Below are 19229 nucleotides of genomic sequence, written 5' to 3'. Positions count from 1 at the left end.
CTCGTCGTCCCGGCTGGAAGCGGCGTGCTGTTCAACGATACCGATCTGTTCGGCGGCACGGTGACTGCGTTCGACGCCACCAGCGCGCAGGGCGGCACAGTCAATGTGGCGGTGGATGGCAGCTTCACCTACGACCCGCCGACTGGCTTCATCAGCCCGCCGGATGACACCTTCACCTACACCGTCACCAATGGCGCGGGCAGCGCTGTGGGCACGGTGACGATCACCGTGATCCCGCCGCCGGAAGCGAATAACGACACCTATTCGGCGCACGGTAACCTGAGCATCGTCATCCCCGACGGCGCGAACGATCTGCTCGCCAACGATGTGCTCAACGGGGCCGTCATCAGCGCCTACGACCCTGTGAGCGCACAGGGCGGGATCGTCAGCGTGAACGCAAACGGCAGCTTCGTCTATGTGCCGCCGCCGGGCTTTGAGGGAGCAGACACGTTCACGTATACGCTCGACAACGCGCTGACGGACACAGCAACCGTGACGATCAATGTCAGCGGGATGATCTGGTTCATCGACAGCAGCGCTCCGCCGGGAGGTCTGGGGACGTTCAACCTGCCGTTCAACTCGCTGAACGCATTCAACACGGTCAACAACGGGACGGGGAATAACCCCGCCGCCGGTGACCGCATCTTCATCTATCAGCGCGGCACAACCTATGCGGGCGGGATTACCCTGCTGAACAACCAGCAGTTGATCGGGCAGGGCGAAGACCTGAGTGCGCTGGTCGGCGCGCTGCCGCTGGGCAGCCCAATACTGCCGGGCGCTACCAGTAACCCGTCGATCACGAACAACTCCGGCCCGGTGATTTCCCTGAACAATGGCAACGACATTCGCGGTCTGAATACGACCGGGCCTGCCGGTGATGCCATCACGGGCAACAACACGATCGGCGGCTCCTTCCAGAACATCACCATCAGCGGGGCCACCAGCTCCGGTATCTTCCTGAACGGCACGCCATCCGGAACATTCACCTTCGCCAGCAATGTCACGATTGACGCCACAACAACGGGCGTTGCGTTCTTCGTCAACGGCGGCAACGCGAACATCACCTTCAGCGGCAGTATCACCAAGACAGATACCAACACGCTGGTCTATATTGCCAACACCACCGGCGGCACGATCACCTTCCAGACGGGCACGCTGAGCACGACCAACGGCGACGGCATCTATCTGGAAAATGTGGATGGCACGGTCAATTTCAACGGCACGACCACGCTCAACGGCGGCAACGCCCGCGTCCGCATCCTGGCAGGATCAAGCGGCAGCTTCACGTTCGGAACAGGCACAAACATCACCAACCCGACCGGAACGCCGTTCAGTGTGAACGCCAGCAGCCCGACGGTGACCTATTCAGGCAGCATGTCCAAGAGCAGCGCCGGCTTGCTGGTTGACCTGACGACGGTGAGCAGCGGCACAATCACCTTCCAGACGGGCACGCTGAGCGCCACGGACGGCGACGGCATCCTGCTGGATAATGCTGACGGTACGGTCAATTTCAATGGCATAACCACGCTCAACGGTGGCAACGCCCGCATCCGCATCCAGAATGGCTCTGCGGGCACGGTCAACTTCGCCAATGCGACGATCACCAACCCCACCGGTACAGCGTTCACCATCAACGCCAGCAGTCCGAGTGGGGCGTATACGGGCAGTATCAGCAAGAACAATGCCGGTCTGCTGGTGGATCTGACCAACGTCAGCGGCGGCACGTACACGTTTGCGGCAGGCGGCACCGTGAGCGCCACCAGCGGTGATGGCCTGCTGTTCTTTAATGCTGACGGCACGGTCAATTTCAGCGGCACGACCACGCTCAACGGTGGCAGTGCGCGCGTCCGTATCGAGAGCGGCTCCAGCGGGACATTCAATTTCAGCAACGGGACGATCACAAATCCGACGACTGGTGTTTCTTTCCTGATCAGTTCAAGCTCACCGAGCGGGACGTTCACCGGCAATATCAGCGCCAGCGGTAACTACGTGTTCGAGGCCACTGGCATGACCGGTGGCAGCTACACCTTTAATAGCGGCACGCTGACGGCCACCGGATCATCTCTCGGCGCGCGCATCGCTAACTCAGCGGGCAACATTTCCGTCGCCGCTCTGACCGTCGGATCGAGTGGGTCTCCGCTGTCCATCGACGGCCTGACGCTGACGAATAATACGGGGACGTATACCTTCACCGCCCTGAACATCCACACGACGGGCGCGGGCAACAACGCGATCCTGGGCATCACAGCAGGCACGGTCAATACGAGCAGCGGCACGATCGCCTCATCGAGCGCGGCAGCCATCGATATCAACGGGGCGACGCTGGGCATGACGCTCACCTCAGTGAGCGCCAACGGCGGCGCAAACGGGATTTCGCTCCAGAATACGACGGGCAGCTTCACGATCGCTGGCGGCGGAGATACGTCTTTGGGTGGCAACAGTTCCGGCGGCACGATTCAGAACTCGACCGGGGCGGGCATCAACCTGAACAACGTAGCGAGTCCATCGTTCACCAACGTCACGATCCAGAACACACAGGGCAGCGGCATTACCGGATCCCAGGTCAGCAATTTCACGTTCAGGAATGGCACGATTACCAATTCCGGTCTGTCGGCAGCGGCGTTCACCTCGAACATCAACTTCAACGACAATGCCGCCAACACGAGCATCTCGATGCTGACCGGCACGGTGAATATCAGCGGCAATATCCTGAGCAACGCCTTCTACAGCGGGGTGGACATTCAGAACTACACAGGCGCTGTCTCCGATCTCACCGTCTCCGGCAACCAGATCACCAGCAGCACCTCCACGGCGACGAGTGTCGCCCCCGGCATCCGCATCTTGGCCTACAGCGGAGCTGACGTGACCAGAGCGACGATCAGTAACAATACGGTCACGAACTTCCCCAGTGACGCGGGGATCATGGTTGTAGGCGGAAATGCCACTGAAGGTGGCAACAGCAGCGATTTCGGCGTGCCGGGCAGCGCGACCGATATCATCGCCATCACCGGCAACACGATTTCCGGGCAGAGCGCTGCCAACCGCATCGGGACGCAGGGAATCCTTGTCAGCGTCAACGGCAGTGGGACGGGCAACTTCAACATCTCGAACAACAGTGTCTCTCATACCGTGGGCAACAGCATCTCGCTCAATGTCTTCGGCGATGCCGTTGTCGTTTCAACCATCAACAACAACACCATCGTTTCCAATAACACGTTCGGCGCTCGCGGCATCGCGGGCGGCGTTGGCGTTGCCACAGGCTTTGCAACCAATACCCCCAGCCTGACCGCCACCGTCGAAGGGAACAATATCAGCCAGACCGACGGCAACGGGATCTTCTTCGTGGCCAATGAGAATGTTGTCTCCAATGCCGACTGGGAGATCACCCTCAAGATCAACAACAATATCGTCGCCGCGCCGCTGACCGGCTTCCGATCCGGCATTCAGGTGAACGCGGGCGGCGCAACGGGCGACAATGACATCCGCCTTGAGATCAACGGGAATACCAGCGACGGCTCTGTCAGCACGACTGTCGAGGGGATCGGGCTGCGTAAACAAGGGACAGATCCAAACCTGAACGCCTTCGCCATTGAAGGCTTGTCCCCATCTCCCAACACGCTCGGCTCTCAGGTGATCAACCATGTCAACAGCCTGAACCCGGCTGGAGGGGGCACACTGCTGGTTTCCGCTGAAACCGGCTTCACCGCCGCGGTTGTGCCTCTGCTCGCCGAAGGTGGCGAAAATGCCGGCTCGTTCAATGGGGCGGCGCTGATGCCGGCTCATCTGGCGGGCATCGCTGAAGCGGCAGCGGCACGCTGGGCAGCGACCGGGCTTTCGGCAGCGCAGATCGCGCGGCTGGCAGCGATCAATGTGACCACTGCCGAGCTTCCGGACGGTGTGCTTGCCTACGCTTACCCCGACCGCATCGAGATCGACGCCAGCGCGGCGGGCTATGGCTGGTTTGTGGATCCTTCACCAGATGACGACAGTGAGTTCAGCCGGATCGCAGCGCCGACAGAGTACAGGGCGGCGGCGGCCAGCCCGGCATTTGGGCAGATGGATCTGCTCACGGCGATCATGCACGAATACGGGCATATCCTGGGGCTGGATGATGCGCCGTCGGCAGCAAACCCGCACGCGCTGATGGTGGAAACGCTGCCCACAGGCACGCGGCGCTTCCCGCTGGCGCACATGGCGGGCGACAAACCCGATCCGGGCGTCCTTCGGCTGGCGTTGATCCCGGCGCTCTCCGGCGAGACGGTCAGCACCAGCATCCACACCCTGCCCGCCGGAGATACAGTACGCATCATCTTCGACGTGACGGTCGATAATCCGCTGCCTGCTGGCGTGACGCAGGTCTGTAATCAGGGCACGATTTCCGGCCTGCTGAGTGGTGTTCCATTCAGCGAGGTCACCGATGACCCGAACACAGCCGCCGCGGATGACCCGACCTGCACGCCGGTGAGCGCCGCGCCGATCATGGACGCGACCAAAACCGCCAGCGACCTCAACGGCGGCAGCGCGGTTCCGGGCGACGAGATCGAGTACACGATCACGATCAGCAACAGCGGCAATCAGGACGCGGGCAGCGTCACGCTCAACGATCCGATCCCGGCAAATACGACCTATGTTGCAGGCAGCACCACGCTCAACAGCAGTTCGGCTGCCGATGCCGGCGGCGCAATGCCCTATGCCAGCGGCGGGCTGGTCAACAGTCCGGGCGCGGCTGCCGGAGTTGTCGAAGCTGGACAGTCGGCAGTCATCGTCTTCCGGGTGACTGTGAACGATCCGTTCCCGGCAGGCGTGAACACGATCAGCAATCAGGGGACGATCAGCGGCGTCGGATTCACGCCATTCCTGACGGATGATCCGGGCGTGGGCGGCGCTGACGACCCAACCGTGACGACGATCATCGCCGGGCTGACGTTCAGCAAGGACTTCCTGACCGATCCGATCCTGACCGGCGAGACGAGCACGCTCCAGTTCACGATCACCAACCCGGCGGGCAACCCGGCGCTGACCAACCTGTCCTTCACCGATGATCTGCCGTCGGGTCTGGTCTACGTGTCCCCGGTCACAACCCCACAGTGCGACGGCACAGTCACGCTGATCGATGCAGACAGCCTGACCTTTACCGGCGGCAGCCTGGGCGCTGGCGACAGCGCCTGCACGATCGAAGTCACCGTCGAGTCGAACGGCGCGGCGCTCGGCAGCCTGACGAACACGACCAGCCCACTCACAGCGGACGGCGGCATCACGGCTGCGCCTGCCACAGCCGTGATCTTCATCGGTGTACCGCCGACGGCGACGCCGCCGGGGGACTCGAACGGGGTATTCAACTTCCCGACGCCGCCGGCAACACCGCTGTGCGTGGATGAGAATTTCAATCCGAACAGTGTCATCCGCGCCAGCATACCGGATCGTCTGCGCACATCCGTTTTCTGCCGGCTGCTGGTGCAGAATGGCGAGTACGTTTCGTACCTGGGCTATTTCATCACCAACCCCGCGCAGATCGGCTTGCAATCGGTGCTGGACAGCAGCGTATTCCAGGCGGTCGATGTCTTCAGCCCGAACGGTCCGCAATCGTATCCTGAAGGCGCGCTGATCTGCCTGCGCGGAACGGGGACGCTGCTGTTCCTGAGCGCCAGCGAAGCCCCGCGTTCAGCGCGCCCTGTCGAAGGCTTCGCTGTGGATGATTTTGCAGGGTATACCTGCGTCATCCTCTATGAGCCGGGGACGCTGGTGCTGATCCCGTCATCGACCGGAGTGCAGCCGGCTGCTGCGCCACCTGCCGCCGCCGGGATCACCGAGCTGACGAACTGCATGATCACGACGCAGTACATCGCTCGCCTGCGCGCAGAGCCGAACACCAGCAGCGCGATTCTTGATCAGGTTCCGTACCAGCTCATGCTTCAGGCGACCGCATATACCAACGGCTGGTATCGTGTGATCTTCGGCAGCCAGCAGGGCTGGATCAGCGAGACGCTGCTCACGACCACAGGAAACTGCGGTTAAGGGCGCAATGCTCAAAGACAGGAACGGGGAAGTGTCGCTATCGACACTTCCCCGTTCTCATGTTACCCATTCTCGTGTTACAGGTAAGGAAAGCTGTTTTTCCGGCGGACAGCGCGGCTGGTCAGGAAGTCTTCTCTTGCGCCGCAACCCCGCCGATCAGGGATGGATCGCCGCTGTGCGTAACGATCGCGCGGATGATGGACAGCTCGACTTTAGGCTGCCGATCATACGTCAGCAAGCCGTTGATCTCCTGCTCAACATCCGTAAGCTGCGTATAGCAGAACCCCTGCACCAGCGGCGACTCGTGCATGGGCGCAAAGACTGCCCGCAGCCCGCTCACGAACGTCTCGTCGTCTTCCGCCGAGCTGTATCCCCAACCCTGCTGATCTGAGACGCGGTAGGCGATGCCGCCAAATTCGGTCACCAGCACCGGCTCACCGTTGTAGGCGACCCCCGGAGCCAGCAGCGCATGATTGCCCGGCGTCCACAACAGCGCCTGCTCGATCGTGCTGTAGCGCCCGCGCAGCACGGACTCTTCCGCCGTGTAATCGTGGATTGTGAGCAGGTCGGATCGGGCGTGTTCCCAGCCATCGTTGGAGATCACCAGCCGGGTCGGATCAAGCGCCTTCGTCAGATGATACAGCGCCAGCAGCCAGTCCGTCTGGCGAGGATCGTTCGGGATATCCGGCACACCCCAGCTCTCATTCAGCGGAACCCACGCCACGATACAGGGATGGTTGTAATCACGGTTGACGGCGGCCTGCCATTCGTGAGCTAGCTGACGCACAGACTGCCCGGTGAAAGATAGCTGTTGGCCATCTCTCCCCACACCAGCAGCCCAAGACGATCGGCCCAGTACAGATAACGCGGATCTTCGACCTTCTGATGTTTGCGCGCCCCGTTGAAACCCATCGCTTTGGTGAGTTCGACATCGAGACGCAGCGCCTCGTCCGAGGGGAACGTCAGCAGCCCATCGGGATGATAGCCCTGATCGAGCACCATGCGCATGAAGTACGGCGCGCCATTCAGCATGACACGTCCTCCCTCAACGCTGATCCAGCGCATGCCGAAATAGCTCTCAACGCGGTCGATCTCGTGCCCGCCTGACACTATCCGCACCGTCAGATCATAGAGATGCGGCGTTTCCGGCGACCAGACATGAAGCTCATCAGCATCAAAAACGAAGCGCTGCTCGCCTGCCCCGTGCTGCCGCTGTGCGATCACCTGATCGCCGAAGCGAATTTCAGTTTCAAGCTCAACGCTGGATGCATCGCCTGCGACGAAGTATTCGATGGTGACCTGTCGATGATCGGGATCGGGCGTGATCTTCAGCCGTTCCAGCGAAACCTCTGCGACGGGTTCCATCCAGACAGTCTGCCAGATGCCCGTCGTGCGCGTATAGAAGATGCTGTCGGACTCCAGCTTCCAGTACTGCTTGCCGCGCGGCTGTGACAGATCGAGTGAGGTGTCCTCCACGCGCACGATCAGCGACTGTGCGCCATCCGTGCGCAGATAGCCTGTAATATCAGCAGAAAACGGCGTGTGTCCCCCCTCATGTTCGCAGACAAAGCGCCCGTTCAGCCAGACCTGCGCCCGATAATCAACTGCGCCGAAATGAAGCAGAATGCGCCTGCCTGCCCATGCCGCCGGCACATCAACATGCCGCTGATACCAGACCACGTCGTGAAAATCCGTCTCGTGAATGCCGCTGAGCTTCGTCTGAAAGGCGAATGGGACGATGATCCGCCGCGCAAACTGGCTGCCATCGGTCTGTTCCCAGCCTTCGCGCAGCCCGACATTGGCATCATCGAAAGCGAACCGCCATTCTCCATTCAGATTCAACCATTCCCGCCGCACGAACTGCGGACGAGGATATTCGGGTCGTGGAAGAGTCATTTCATCCTCTCAATTCGCCTGCGGCGTGATCAGCAGCGCCAGATCGCGCAGGTCAGCCCAGTTGTCAAAGGCGGGCAGTTCCAGCCGAAGCTGCCCACCCGTCACAGTGACGCTGACGGTCTGCATCGGCGTGCCGGAATAGGTCTCCCAGAACTGCACGTTATAGTCTCCATCTTCGAAAGTGCGATTGATCATGAGCGTGCGCCCCTCAAACGAGGGCTGGCGGTCGCCACGGGTATCGAGCAGCAGCCAGACGATGGCACTGCGTCCATCCGATGCGCCTGCGCGCAGGATATTGCGGTCATCGATCAGGATATTGCTGGTGATCGGCTGGCTGGGGAAATTCGCCCAGTCTACCTGTGAGGCGAAACGCGCCAGCCCCAGCAGATTGTCTCGCATTTCCGGCAGGATCCAGTGCGGCGTGGTGTAGGGCCAGCGCATGCCAGAACCTGCGCCTCCCGCCGCCAGATGCGCCCACGACATGTTGTGATGATATTCCGCGTCGAAGGCGGGATCGCCAATCCAACTGTCGATGGGGCCGCTCTCGGTATCCAGGTAGGGTCGGTTATCGTTGATCGCCTGGATCGACAGCACCACGCCGCCCGCCATCATCGGTCCCGCCCCGATCGGGTCAGTGGGGGCCTTGATATCGGGGCCGATGTAGAGATGGGTGTTGGCAAAATCCAGCAGCGGATGGTTGTAGATGATCCGCCCCAGCTCACCATCCGGCACGGATGCCGCCGAGGACACCGTGAGCATGCGCGAACGTCCCCAGGCAGCCGTTTCAGTCTCGCGGATGAAAACCGCCATTTCGTCGATATAGGCGCGGATCTCGTCGGCCGTGGCGTCCCACCAGATATCGATCTCGTTCATGATGTCCCACGCCATGATGTTGGGCGAGCCGCCCCAACGTTCCAGGATGAACCGCCAGCGCTGCTTGTGTGCATCGATGCATGGGCGCGAAGTCAGCCAGTCACGCCGGGTCTCGCAGGGGCCGCCCAGCGCCGCGTTGTAAGGGTAGCGATCCCAGTTTGCCGCCTGCCAGAACGTGTCGTAGGGCGTGAGCAGCAGATACAAACCGTGACGCTCTGCCAGGGCGATGAAATCGTCCCAGAAAGCGACCATCGCGGGCGAAAATGTGCCGACGGGATTCTCAAGATAGGTATGTGGAGCCTGCGAGTACTCGATCATGACGCGGCTGACATTGATGCCATGTTCGCGCAGATCGATGATGTAGTTTTCCGTCGCTTCCGGGGACAGGTTGTTGAGCAGCGTCACCAGACCCGGCCACGGCACGCCGTCGTTTTGCCCGATGACGATAAACCCCTGCCCGGCTTCATCGACGAAGTATCGACCGTTCGGCGAAACGGAGATATAGCCCTGATAGGTGGGCAGCGTGATTTCGGTTTGAGCCAAGCTCGACTCCTGTACAGAAAACAGCAGCGCGATGGCTGCAAGGATCACGGCGATAAAGCCAGAACGCATGGCATTTACCCTTTAATGCCCGTGAGGGCAATACTTTCAACGAAATAGCGCTGGAAGATGAAGAACAGGATCACGATCGGCAGCAGCGCAACCGTTGAACCCGCCATGAGCGTCGTCCATTCCAGCGTGTATGCGCCTTGCAGGCTCGCCAGCGCCAGCGGAATGGTGAACGTCTCCGGCTTGCCGCCGCTGAGATAGATCAGCGGGCCGAGATAATCATTCCAGCGCGCGATGAAGCCGAGTACGAACAGCGTCGCGATGATCGGCTTTGCCAGCGGCAGCATGATCAACAGGTAAATCTGGAACATATTCGCGCCGTCGATCTTGCCCGCTTCTTCCAGTTCCTGCGGCAGGGTCGCGAAATACTGCCTGCTCAGAAAGACAGCAAACGCTGTGCCGAACATCACGGGCACGATCAGCGGAGCCAGCGTCCGCAGCCAGCCGAGTTCCTTGAACAGGATGAACGACGGAACCAGCGTAACCACGCCCGGAATCATCATCGTCGCCAGCAGCAGCCCGAAGAACTTGCCCCGCCCCGGAAAGCGCATCCGCGCAAAGGCAAACCCGGCTAACGTCCCCATGAAGACCTCGCCGATCGTGCTCGTCAGGGCGACGAACATCGAATTCACGAACGCCATCGGGATATTCGCCTGCGGCGTCGGCGTCAGCACGCGCTCGAAGTTGGCGAAGGTGAACGGATTCGGAATCCACTGCGGCGGCAGCACGAACAAACCCCGCTCTTCCTTGAAGGCTGTCGAGAGCATCCAGAAGAAAGGCAGCAGGATTGCCAGCGCGAAGGCGATCAGCAGGACGTATGACAGGATCCTGAATACGATCTGCCGCTGGCGGTGCTTTGCCGGGGTTCGTGTGCGCACTGTCGGGTGGGTAATTGTCGCAGTTTGCGCCATGACCATATCACTCCTGACTAGTCGTAGAACACCCAGCGGCGAGAGAGTGTGAAATTGATCACCGTCAGGATCATCGTGATGCCGCCCAGCAGCCAGGCCTGCGCCGCGGCATAGCCCATCTGCAAATCCCGGAAGGCATTCTGCCAGATGACCATCACGGTGGTCGTGGACGAGAAGTACGGCTGTCCCTGCGTCATGATCTGCGGCTCGACGAAGATCTGAAGCGCGCCGATCATCGAGGTGATGAACAGGAAGAACGTCGTGGGCGTCAAACCGGGCCACGTCACATAACGGAACTTCGCCCATGCGCCAGCCCCGTCGATCTCGGCGGCTTCGTAGAGCGTGCGCGAAATTCCCTGCAAACCTGCCAGGAAGATCACCATCTGATAGCCGAATCCGCGCCAGACGCCCATCAGGATCAGCGCCGGCTTGACCGTGTAGGCGTTCTGAAGCCAGTTGGTGCTGCCCAGTTCCGTCAGGCCGATCGAGCGCAGCCCAAAATTGAGCAGACCGTAATCGGGATTGAGAATCCACAACCAGATCAGCGCCAGCGCCGCGATCGGCAGGATAGTCGGCAGATAGAAGATGGTTCGGAAGAAACGCGACCCGATGATGCGCTGATTGAGCGCGATGGCCACGATCAGCGCCACCGTCATACTGATCGGGATCGCCAGCAGCATGAAAGCAGTATTGAAAAGCGAAATCCATAGAATCGGATCGCGCGCGGCCAGCACATAGTTCTGCCCAAAGAGCGGCAGGTTATAGATGACTTCGTAGCCACCCGGCAGCGCCTGACTGGCAGGAACGGTGCGCGGCGCACACGTGATCGGTGTGCCGCGCGCGTCGGTCTGCCCGGCAAACTCACCGATCTGCGACTCGACGACCGTTTCCCTGCCGCAGCGATAGAGAATTTCACCGGTCGCTTCATCCGTCATATACGGAACATGCGCAACTGTTACGCTGAAAATACGATTCCAGTTGTCAGTGCCGACAAAGCGCGGCGCGTTCGCCAGGTCATAGCTTGAGAAACTCAGGAAAAGCGACATCAACAGCGGGAAAGCGGCGAAGAACAGAAAGCCGAGCAGCGGAGCCGCGATGAACAGGTATCCCCAGCGAGCCTCGCTGCGCCCCAGGGTAGACTTACCCGGCGGCGTATGTGTCACTGCTGCCATAATCATCACTCCAGGCAGAACATCTGGCGGGGAATGCAGCGCGGGAGACAGGGCATTCGCCCCGTCTCCCATCATCTGCTGAGGGTTGCAGCGAGGATTACCCCAGACTCGCCCAGACTTCATCAAGGCGGCGCTGGAAGGCGTCACGGCGTTCTGCCAGCGCGTCTTCTGCCAGCACCGAACCATCAACCACGACTTCCGGCCACACGCCGTTCCACCAGTTGTCATCAAACCACTGCCCATAGAGCGGAGTCTGTGTCCACGGGCCGGGGCTTTGGCAGCGGGCGGCTTCCAGGAAAACTTCAGCGTTGGCGGGCGGCAGATCCGGCTGCAGGAAGGCATCCGTCATGGCGATTTCGACCTGATTGGGGATCTGGAAACCGAGAGCGGCTTGTTCGATCTGACCTTCCGGTCCGGCGAGATATTCGATGAAGCGATAGGCGAGATCTGCGTGAACTTCACCCTGCGAGCCGGCGATGATGCTCAGCCCGACCGAGCCTGACCAGCCGCCAAAAGAGCAGTCTTCCTGGTTGGCATAGGCGGTCACTTCGCCGCTGGGCCCGACGATGTTCGGGCGCACATCCCACTCAAACTGGAGCGAATTGCGATAGCCGGTCGTCGCCCAGCGTCCATTGGTCGTCATGGCGAGGCGGCCCGTCTCAAACATCTGACCGACAGACATGGAGCCTGTCGCCTGCGCGTTCGGGTGAATGTTATAGACGTGCGTGATATCGCTCAGGAACTGGATCGCCTCGATCGTGTTCGGATCATCCGCCGCCACGAAAGTGCGCCCGTCTTCGCTGACGATGCGGCCGCCGTTGCCATAAACCACATTTTCAAACCACAGATCGGCGACGCCCCACTGCACGATGTTATTGGCATCAAAACCGGGGTCATCCGGATTCAGCCCGTTGGCATCGAACGTCAGCGCCGTCCCCACTTCGATCAGTTGATCCCACGTCATCGGCACGACGGGATCCGGCAGCGGAACCCCTGCCGCCTCAAACAGATCGACATTGATGTAGAGCACTGTCGGCCCGATATCCTTGGGCAGCGCATACAGATCGCCCGTCCAGAAGCTTCTGGTCTCGGCATCATACATATAGCGCCCCAGCGCCGACGGCCAGACGCCATCCGGGTCGAAGTTTTCGCTCGCATCGACCAGCGGCTGCAAGTTGACCAGCGCGCCGCGCGTCACCAGCGAGGTGAACGGCCCGCCGTCAGGCACATAGGCAATATCCGGCGGTGTGCCGCCCGCGATCAGCGTGTTGAGCGCGGTGACGTAATCCGACGGAATCTGCGTGTAATCGATCTGAACATCGCTGTTGTTGGCATTGAACGAATCAACCAGCGACTGGAAGACAGCGCCCTCCTCAGGACCGCCCCAGCCGACGAACGAAAGAGTCACCACATCCTGCGCGAGGGCGGAAAAACTGCCCAACATCAGGCTGCTGAGAAGCATCAAAATCGCCAGAAGACGTAGGTTCTTATTCATGTTATCCTCCTAAATGGTCTGTCTGTATGTGCCTGTTCAACCCAGGTACAACTGCGGTACTGAGGGGTGCGTGCCAGCGCACCCCTGCCGGCATGAACCTCCTGATGATCGTCGTCAAATAGCCTCCTTGCTCTGCCCAGCCTATTACGGCGTGCGATAACGAATCCGCAGATGAATATCCTGCGGATAGTTGCCAAAGGCGCGACCGAAAATGTTGATACCCCCCACGTTCTGGGCATCCTCAAGCACGCCGAGACGCACCGAGATGAAGCGCGCCTGTTCGAGACGGAGCTGCGCCAGCGTGACATCGGAAATGCGCACGCCGTCGACATAACTGCCGCTGTCTCCCACTTTCCAGACTTTCAGCAAGCCGTACTGCGAGTTCCATTCTTCCCACCATTCCGGCGTGAGCGCACCGCGTTCGCCGCCAAAATCGCCCGGCGATGTCCATGTGCCGATCTCGATATCGTTGATCCACATCGTCACATCGGATGGCCAGTCATCATTGTGGAGCGGCGCTTCTGAACCGATCTCCATGCTGATCTGGATGCTTTCCGGGATGGCATTGGCGGGAATGCGGTTGGGGAAGCGATATTCGATATACCCGTGCCTGAACCACAATAACTGGGCGTGGACGCGATCCGGATCGTAAAACGTCGCCGGATCGTCAAGATGGCCGATAATCGCCGTTTCGCTGGCAAGACCGCAGGTCGGGCTGACGTTGGCATCCACGTAAGCGCCGATCGGCATGGAAATATCGACGGTATTTTCAGTGCTGCGCTCACCTGTGGGAAGCGTGATGGCGATCTGATCGTATACACGAATACAGAGCTTCTTCAGACCCCGGCTGGCAGGCTTAAGCTCGGTGCGGATCAGACCTGCCTTTTCCAGCAGATTGATGTGCATGGTCGCTGTGGAAGGCGGCATATCCAGCTTGTCGGCGATCTCGTTCACGCTGGCGATATGCCCGCCGAGATAACGCAGAATTTCCAGCCGCTTGTCAGACGCCAGCGCCTTGAGGATTTCTTCAAAGTCGTGCTCTGCCTCGGCGCTGTCCATATCGATGGAAAGAAGACGCCCCAGACCGTTTGGCAGTTCACCAGGTGAAGGTATCATCAATCTTTACCAGAAGCCCTTATGAAACATATTTTCCTGTTTAATACGCTTGCTGGCTGCCACTTTTGGACAGCTTTAAGCCCAAATTTCACAAGCGGCACATATTTTGCTGTTTCATTACATAAAGAGTAGGATCAGTTGCAATCCTTGTCAAGATTGTGCAGCCTGTCACAAGATCACCGGGAGGCATCCGGGCAGCCATGAACACCACACCCACCTATACCAACCCCGTCTATTCAGGTTACTTCGCCGATCCTTTCGTCCTGCTGCATGAGGGGCGCTATTACGCCTTCGCCACAGCGCCAGCCCAGGCAGACGGGCGTGAGTTCGCGCTGATGATCTCCGATGATCTGATCCACTGGACTCCGCAGGGCGGCGCGCTGGAACCTGTGCCGGGCGGCGTCCAGTACTGGGCCCCGGAAGTTGCCTGTCATGACGGTATCTTCTACATGTACTACTCAGCACAGGGGATTGAAGGGCGCGACCATCAGCTTCGCGTAGCGCTGAGCGCGCAGCCCGAAGGTCCCTACAGGGACAGTGGGCGCGTGCTGACGCCAAATGATCCCTTCACCATCGATGCGCATCCCTTCTGCGCACCGGATGGCACGTGGTATCTGTTCTACTCGCGCAATTTCCTGACCTCTGACGGAGATTTCCGCGTGGGAACAGGAATCGTCGTTGATCGGCTCAGCGATATGCTGACGCTGGCGGGCGATCCCCAGGTCGTCATCCGCCCACACGCCGACTGGCAGATCTTCGAGCCGCAGCGCCCGATGTACGGCGCTATCTATGACTGGCACACGATCGAAGGCGCGGCGCTGCGGATTCACGATGGAAAATATTACTGTTTCTACAGCGGCGGCGCGTGGGAGCGTGAAAATTATGGCGTGGCATATGTCGTGGCCGATCATCCGCTGGGCCCCTATCAGCGACCTGATATTCCGCCGGGCCCCCTGCTGAAAAGCGTGCCGGGGCATGTCATCGGCCCTGGACACAATTCCTTCACCACAGCGCCGGATGGCAGCGAGATGATCGTCTATCATGGCTGGGATGCCGCCATGAGCGCCCGCCAGTTGAGGATCGATCGTCTGACCTGGGACGGTGTGCGCCCGGTGCTGCATGGGCCCACGTTTACGCCCCAGCTCGCGCCCTGGCTCGCGCGCTGAACCCGGCAGATCAGTCCGCGCTCACACAAGGCTGACGCATTTCATGTCCGTCATTAAATTTCCCGGTGGATCTCGACATGACCGCTGTGATCTGGCATAAACGCTGCGGCATTCTCGATGAGCATGTCTCACAGCAGATCAGGGGGTGATCATCATGAACAGAATCGGCATTTACTATGCCTACTGGACGCGCGAGTGGGACGCAGATTTCCATCCCTATATCGACAGGGTGGCAGATCTGGGTTTTGATGTGCTGGAGATCAACGCCGGTACTGCTGCCCGTATGACACCGGCTGAACGTCGGGAACTTCGGTCGCACGCGGCTGACCGGGGCATTACCCTGACTTACTGTATCGGTCTTGCGCCCGACTGTGATATCGCCTCACCGGAGACGCAGGTTGCTCAGCGTGGAGAAGCCTTTCTCAACCAGATTTCGACCGCAGTCGGCGAGATGGGCGGCGGCAAGGTCGGCGGTATCCTGTACGGCGCCTGGCCGATGACGCTTCCGGCAGGCGACACGGATCGCAGACCTTACCTGGAACGCAGCATCAGCATCATGCGCCGCGCCGCCCGTGTGGCAGCCGATCACAACGTCATCTTCAATCTTGAAGTGGTCAACCGTTTTGAACAGTTTCTGATGAACACCTGCGCAGAAGGCATCGACTATCTCAATGCAGTGGGGGCGAAAAACGTCCGGCTGCTGCTGGATACGTTTCATATGAACATCGAGGAAGACTTCATCGAGGAAGCCATCCTGCGGGCAGGGGATCACCTGGGGCATTTCCATATCGGCGAGAACAACCGCATGCCGCCCGGCTATGGCAGCATTCCCTGGACGCGCATTGCGGCCGCCCTGCGCAAGATCGGCTATACCGGCGACGTGGTGATGGAACCCTTTGTGCAGCCGGGCGGTCAGGTCGGCGCTGATATCCGCGTCTATCGTGACCTGAGCGCCGGTCTTGACCTGGATAGTGAAGCCCGGAAAGCGCTGCACTTCATGCGTGGGGTGCTGAAGTAGCCTGCGCACCCCTCAGTGACGAAACATGCGCACGGCAGAGATGATAAGGACGATACCCAGCAGAAGCTTGAGGAAAGCGGCAGACACGATCCCCACCAGCACCCCTCCGATCAGCGCGCCGATGATCGAGCCAGCGCCCATCGGAGCGACTGTCTCTCGCAAGGGAGCGCGATCGGTGAATGCGCCGCGCCGGGCATAGCGAAACAACCCGACCATAATCGTAGGCAGGCTGATGATCAGGCTGGCGGTCCCGGCTACCTTGACATCCGCGCCAAAGGCAAAGATCAGCGTCGGGATGATCAATTCCCCGCCTGCCACACCGAGCATGCTGCTCACCAGCCCGATCAGCAGACCGAACAGGACGCCCGCCCCCGCGCGCCATACCGCTTCAGCAGGGATAAATCCACTGCCTTGCAGGGGAAGAAATGCCTCAACGATCAGCAGCCCGCCGATAGCCAGCAGAAAGAGGCGTATCGTCGCTTCCAGCCAGTGTTCTGGAAGTCGGCTGGCAAGCGACGCGCCCGCCGCGGCAGAAACTATGGCTCCGGCGATCAGGGCTGTGATCGGCACGGCAAGCTCGCTGAGGGCATTCATCGGCAGTGCGCCCGCGCGGATCAGCAGCGAAGCGATCACGGTGATCAGGCTGATCGAGAGGTTGAGCGGCACTGCCTGCCTGGCAGAGTAGCGCAGCGCCCCCACCAGCACCGGCAGGCGAAACTCCGCGCCGCCCAGACCGATCAGCCCGCCCAGCACGGCAATCGGGACGGCAAACAGAAATGCTGTACGCCTGTGATCAGGGCGATTTTTCACTGAATGTACTCCCATAGCGGCGCGGGGGTTTGCGGGATGCTGCGCCAAGCCGGTAAACCAGCCACAGGCCGGTGAATGCCAGCGAAGTCATCATGAGCACCATCAGGTTGGCATCGTCATAGCGGCGCGCCTGCACCGCATCGTAAATTGCCAGCGGCAGCGTCTGGGTGCGCCCCGGAATGTTGCCCGCGACCATCAGTGTTGCGCCAAATTCTCCCAGTGCGCGCGCTGTACTCAGAATGAGACCCGCAAGGATGCCACGTCTGGCGATAGGCAGCGTAATATACCACCACACCTGCCACTCTGCCGCGCCATCCACACGCGCCGCCTCCTCCTGATCGGGTTCCACTTCCTCAAATGCCGCCCGCGCCGTCTGCACCATCAGCGGAAGCCCGACAATCATTGAAGCGATCGCCGCCGCCTGCCACGTAAACAGCAGGTTGAGATTCAGCCGCTCCACCAGAAAGCTGCCGCGCCCCAGAACAAAAAGCAGATAATAGCCGACGACCGTGGGCGGCAGGACGAGAGGCAGATAGATGATCGTTTCGAGCAGCAGCTTGCCGCGAAACGAAACCCGTGCCAGCAGCAGCGCCAGCGCCAGCCCGATAATGAGAATGCCGATCACCGCAGCTCCGGTGACTTGCAGCGAAAGCCAGAAAGGCTGCCAGTTCATGGGATCGGCTCTTCGCCGGGCAGGATAAAGCCATAGCGCCGCATGATTTCGCGCCCTGCCTCACTGTTGACAAACACGGCAAACTGCCGCGCTTCTGTCTCGTGCGCTGTGCTGCTGACGACCGCAAGCGCCTGATCGAGCGGATTGTGAAGTTCCGCCGGAATCAGCGCGTAACGTCCGTCATCGCCCGCTGCAATGCTCAGAGACAGCGCCACAATCGCCACGTCTACATTGCCTGTTTCAGCAAATTGCAGCGTCTGGGCGACATTTTCGCCCAGGATGAGCTTCGGCTCCAGCGCTTCCCACAAACCCACCGATTCCAGGGCTTCGCGCGCGGCGACTCCATAGGGAGCGTGTTCCGGGTTGGCAATCGCAATGCGGGTCACCTCCGGCTGCATGAGATCGTCTAGCGTCTCAAAATTCAGCGGGCTGTCTGCGCGCGTCCACAAGGTGATCCGTCCCTGAGCATAGAGCGCCACCGTCTCCGAAATCACCAGCCCATCCTGCTCCAGCTCGGCGATGTAAGACTGATTGGCGGCTGCAAAAACGTCTACCGGCGCACCCTGCGCGATCTGCTGGGCAAGCTGCCCGGTGGAGCCAAAGTTAAAAACAACCTCAATGCCGGTTTGCTGGGTGAAAAGCGTTCCCAATTCCTGAAATGCAGGTGTGAGATCGGCTGCCGCGGCGACGATCAGAGAGACGCTGTCAGACATCCCTGACGGGACAGGCGGATTATTGGCGGATGTTGAAGCTGCTGGCGGATCAGCGCTGGCGCAGGAAACCAGCACAAACCCAACGAGCGTGAAGAAAATGGTCAGGCGCAGCTTCATCAACGACATTCCTTCCTTTAAACCCAGCGCTTAATGTCACCAGTCGCCCTTAATCGGACGGCATGAGCACACTCTGTTCGATCCAGCCCAACACCGCTTCAAGCTGACGGATAGCCAGCTCCAGCGCGAGCTGATCAATGGCAGTTTCGACGTGCTGACGCTCCTCAGCAAGCCGTTCCAACTGCGCCAGGCATGCTGCATGCTGATGACGCGCAATCGTATCCGGCGGAATACTCAACTGATGGGCGATGTAAAGGCGGCTCAGAAATTCGACCCGAATGCGCCGGATACTGGCTGATGGCTGCGGCATGAACAGCCATTCCTCCAGCCGGGTCTTGCCTGATGGCGTTAATGTATATTCTGTGCGCGGCGGGGCATTTTCTGAGGCGATTTCGGTCCCGGCGATCCAGCCTTCGCGTTCCAGCCGCTTCAGCACAGCGTAGATCTGGCTGGTGCTCAGCCTCCAGACGCGGCCAAGGTGCTGTGGGCTGCGGAAACATTCCAGCAGTTCATAACCGTGGCGATCGCGGACCGCCAGCAGTCCGAGAATGGTTTCATCAGGGGTCAGGGAGCTCATATCGACCTATTCTATCGTGGAATAGCAGCGGGGCAAATAGCTGTCAGAAGAAGTTCTCAATATCGGGA

14 protein-coding genes are annotated in these 19229 nt (G+C 60.2%); 3 read left to right on the top strand and 11 right to left on the bottom strand.

The window, feature by feature from the left end; genetic code table 11:
• Window positions 1–24: 24 nt before the first annotated feature.
• Complete coding sequence (locus QQ055_RS01905; protein ID WP_286004125.1) at window positions 25–6015, top strand: DUF7933 domain-containing protein; 5991 nt, start codon at window positions 25–27, stop codon at window positions 6013–6015.
• 121 nt (window positions 6016–6136) lie between these two features.
• Here the strand turns inward: QQ055_RS01905 and QQ055_RS01900 are convergent, their stop codons facing one another.
• The 7 genes from QQ055_RS01900 to QQ055_RS01870 form a co-directional block, all read right to left on the bottom strand.
• Entirely contained in the window at window positions 6137–6802 is a 666-nt protein-coding gene (locus tag QQ055_RS01900) for a glycoside hydrolase family 2 TIM barrel-domain containing protein (RefSeq protein ID WP_286004124.1), read from the bottom strand.
• Window positions 6790–7911: a glycoside hydrolase family 2 protein gene (locus tag QQ055_RS01895; protein ID WP_286004123.1), complete on the bottom strand. Its 1122-nt coding sequence runs from the start codon at window positions 7909–7911 to the stop codon at window positions 6790–6792. Before QQ055_RS01895 ends, QQ055_RS01900 begins: the two co-directional genes overlap by 13 nt.
• Before the next feature lie 9 nt (window positions 7912–7920).
• Entirely contained in the window at window positions 7921–9396 is a 1476-nt protein-coding gene (locus QQ055_RS01890) for a glycoside hydrolase 5 family protein (RefSeq protein ID WP_285965083.1), read from the bottom strand.
• Between the two features lie 5 nt (window positions 9397–9401).
• The gene (locus tag QQ055_RS01885; protein WP_285965082.1) at window positions 9402–10310 is read right to left on the bottom strand and encodes a carbohydrate ABC transporter permease; all 909 of its coding nucleotides are present in this window, start codon (window positions 10308–10310) and stop codon (window positions 9402–9404) included.
• An 11-nt stretch (window positions 10311–10321) separates the two neighbouring features.
• A complete protein-coding gene (locus QQ055_RS01880) occupies window positions 10322–11476 on the bottom strand; it encodes a carbohydrate ABC transporter permease (protein ID WP_285965081.1) in 1155 nt (384 codons plus the stop codon).
• Between the two features lie 97 nt (window positions 11477–11573).
• Window positions 11574–12971 (bottom strand): ABC transporter substrate-binding protein, encoded by a 1398-nt coding sequence (locus QQ055_RS01875; RefSeq protein ID WP_285965080.1) that lies wholly within the window; start codon window positions 12969–12971, stop codon window positions 11574–11576.
• Between the two features lie 144 nt (window positions 12972–13115).
• A complete protein-coding gene (locus tag QQ055_RS01870) occupies window positions 13116–14087 on the bottom strand; it encodes an ArsR/SmtB family transcription factor (RefSeq protein WP_286004122.1) in 972 nt (323 codons plus the stop codon).
• A gap of 200 nt (window positions 14088–14287) precedes the next feature.
• On the opposite strand from QQ055_RS01870, the gene QQ055_RS01865 reads away from it, so the two are divergent.
• Window positions 14288–15253, top strand: a complete 966-nt coding sequence (locus QQ055_RS01865) for a glycoside hydrolase family 43 protein (RefSeq protein WP_285965078.1) — start codon at window positions 14288–14290, stop codon at window positions 15251–15253.
• A gap of 154 nt (window positions 15254–15407) precedes the next feature.
• Window positions 15408–16271, top strand: a complete 864-nt coding sequence (locus QQ055_RS01860; protein WP_285965077.1) for a D-psicose 3-epimerase — start codon at window positions 15408–15410, stop codon at window positions 16269–16271.
• Between the two features lie 12 nt (window positions 16272–16283).
• On the opposite strand, the gene QQ055_RS01855 is transcribed toward QQ055_RS01860, so the two are convergent.
• From QQ055_RS01855 to QQ055_RS01840, 4 genes are read right to left on the bottom strand one after another with little or no spacing between them, the layout of a single operon-like run.
• Complete coding sequence (locus QQ055_RS01855) at window positions 16284–17081, bottom strand: sulfite exporter TauE/SafE family protein (RefSeq protein WP_285965076.1); 798 nt, start codon at window positions 17079–17081, stop codon at window positions 16284–16286.
• Window positions 17065–17754, bottom strand: a complete 690-nt coding sequence (gene modB / locus QQ055_RS01850; RefSeq protein WP_285965075.1) for a molybdate ABC transporter permease subunit — start codon at window positions 17752–17754, stop codon at window positions 17065–17067. Before modB ends, QQ055_RS01855 begins: the two co-directional genes overlap by 17 nt.
• A complete protein-coding gene (gene modA / locus QQ055_RS01845) occupies window positions 17751–18584 on the bottom strand; it encodes a molybdate ABC transporter substrate-binding protein (RefSeq protein WP_286004126.1) in 834 nt (277 codons plus the stop codon). Before modA ends, modB begins: the two co-directional genes overlap by 4 nt.
• A 49-nt stretch (window positions 18585–18633) precedes the next feature.
• Window positions 18634–19161, bottom strand: a complete 528-nt coding sequence (locus tag QQ055_RS01840; protein WP_285965073.1) for a PadR family transcriptional regulator — start codon at window positions 19159–19161, stop codon at window positions 18634–18636.
• Window positions 19162–19229: the final 68 nt, after the last annotated feature.

This window comes from Geitlerinema calcuttense NRMC-F 0142 (assembly GCF_030285425.1).
The sequence above is the reverse complement of the archived record's forward strand: the minus strand, read 5'-3'. Positions and strand labels throughout refer to the sequence as shown.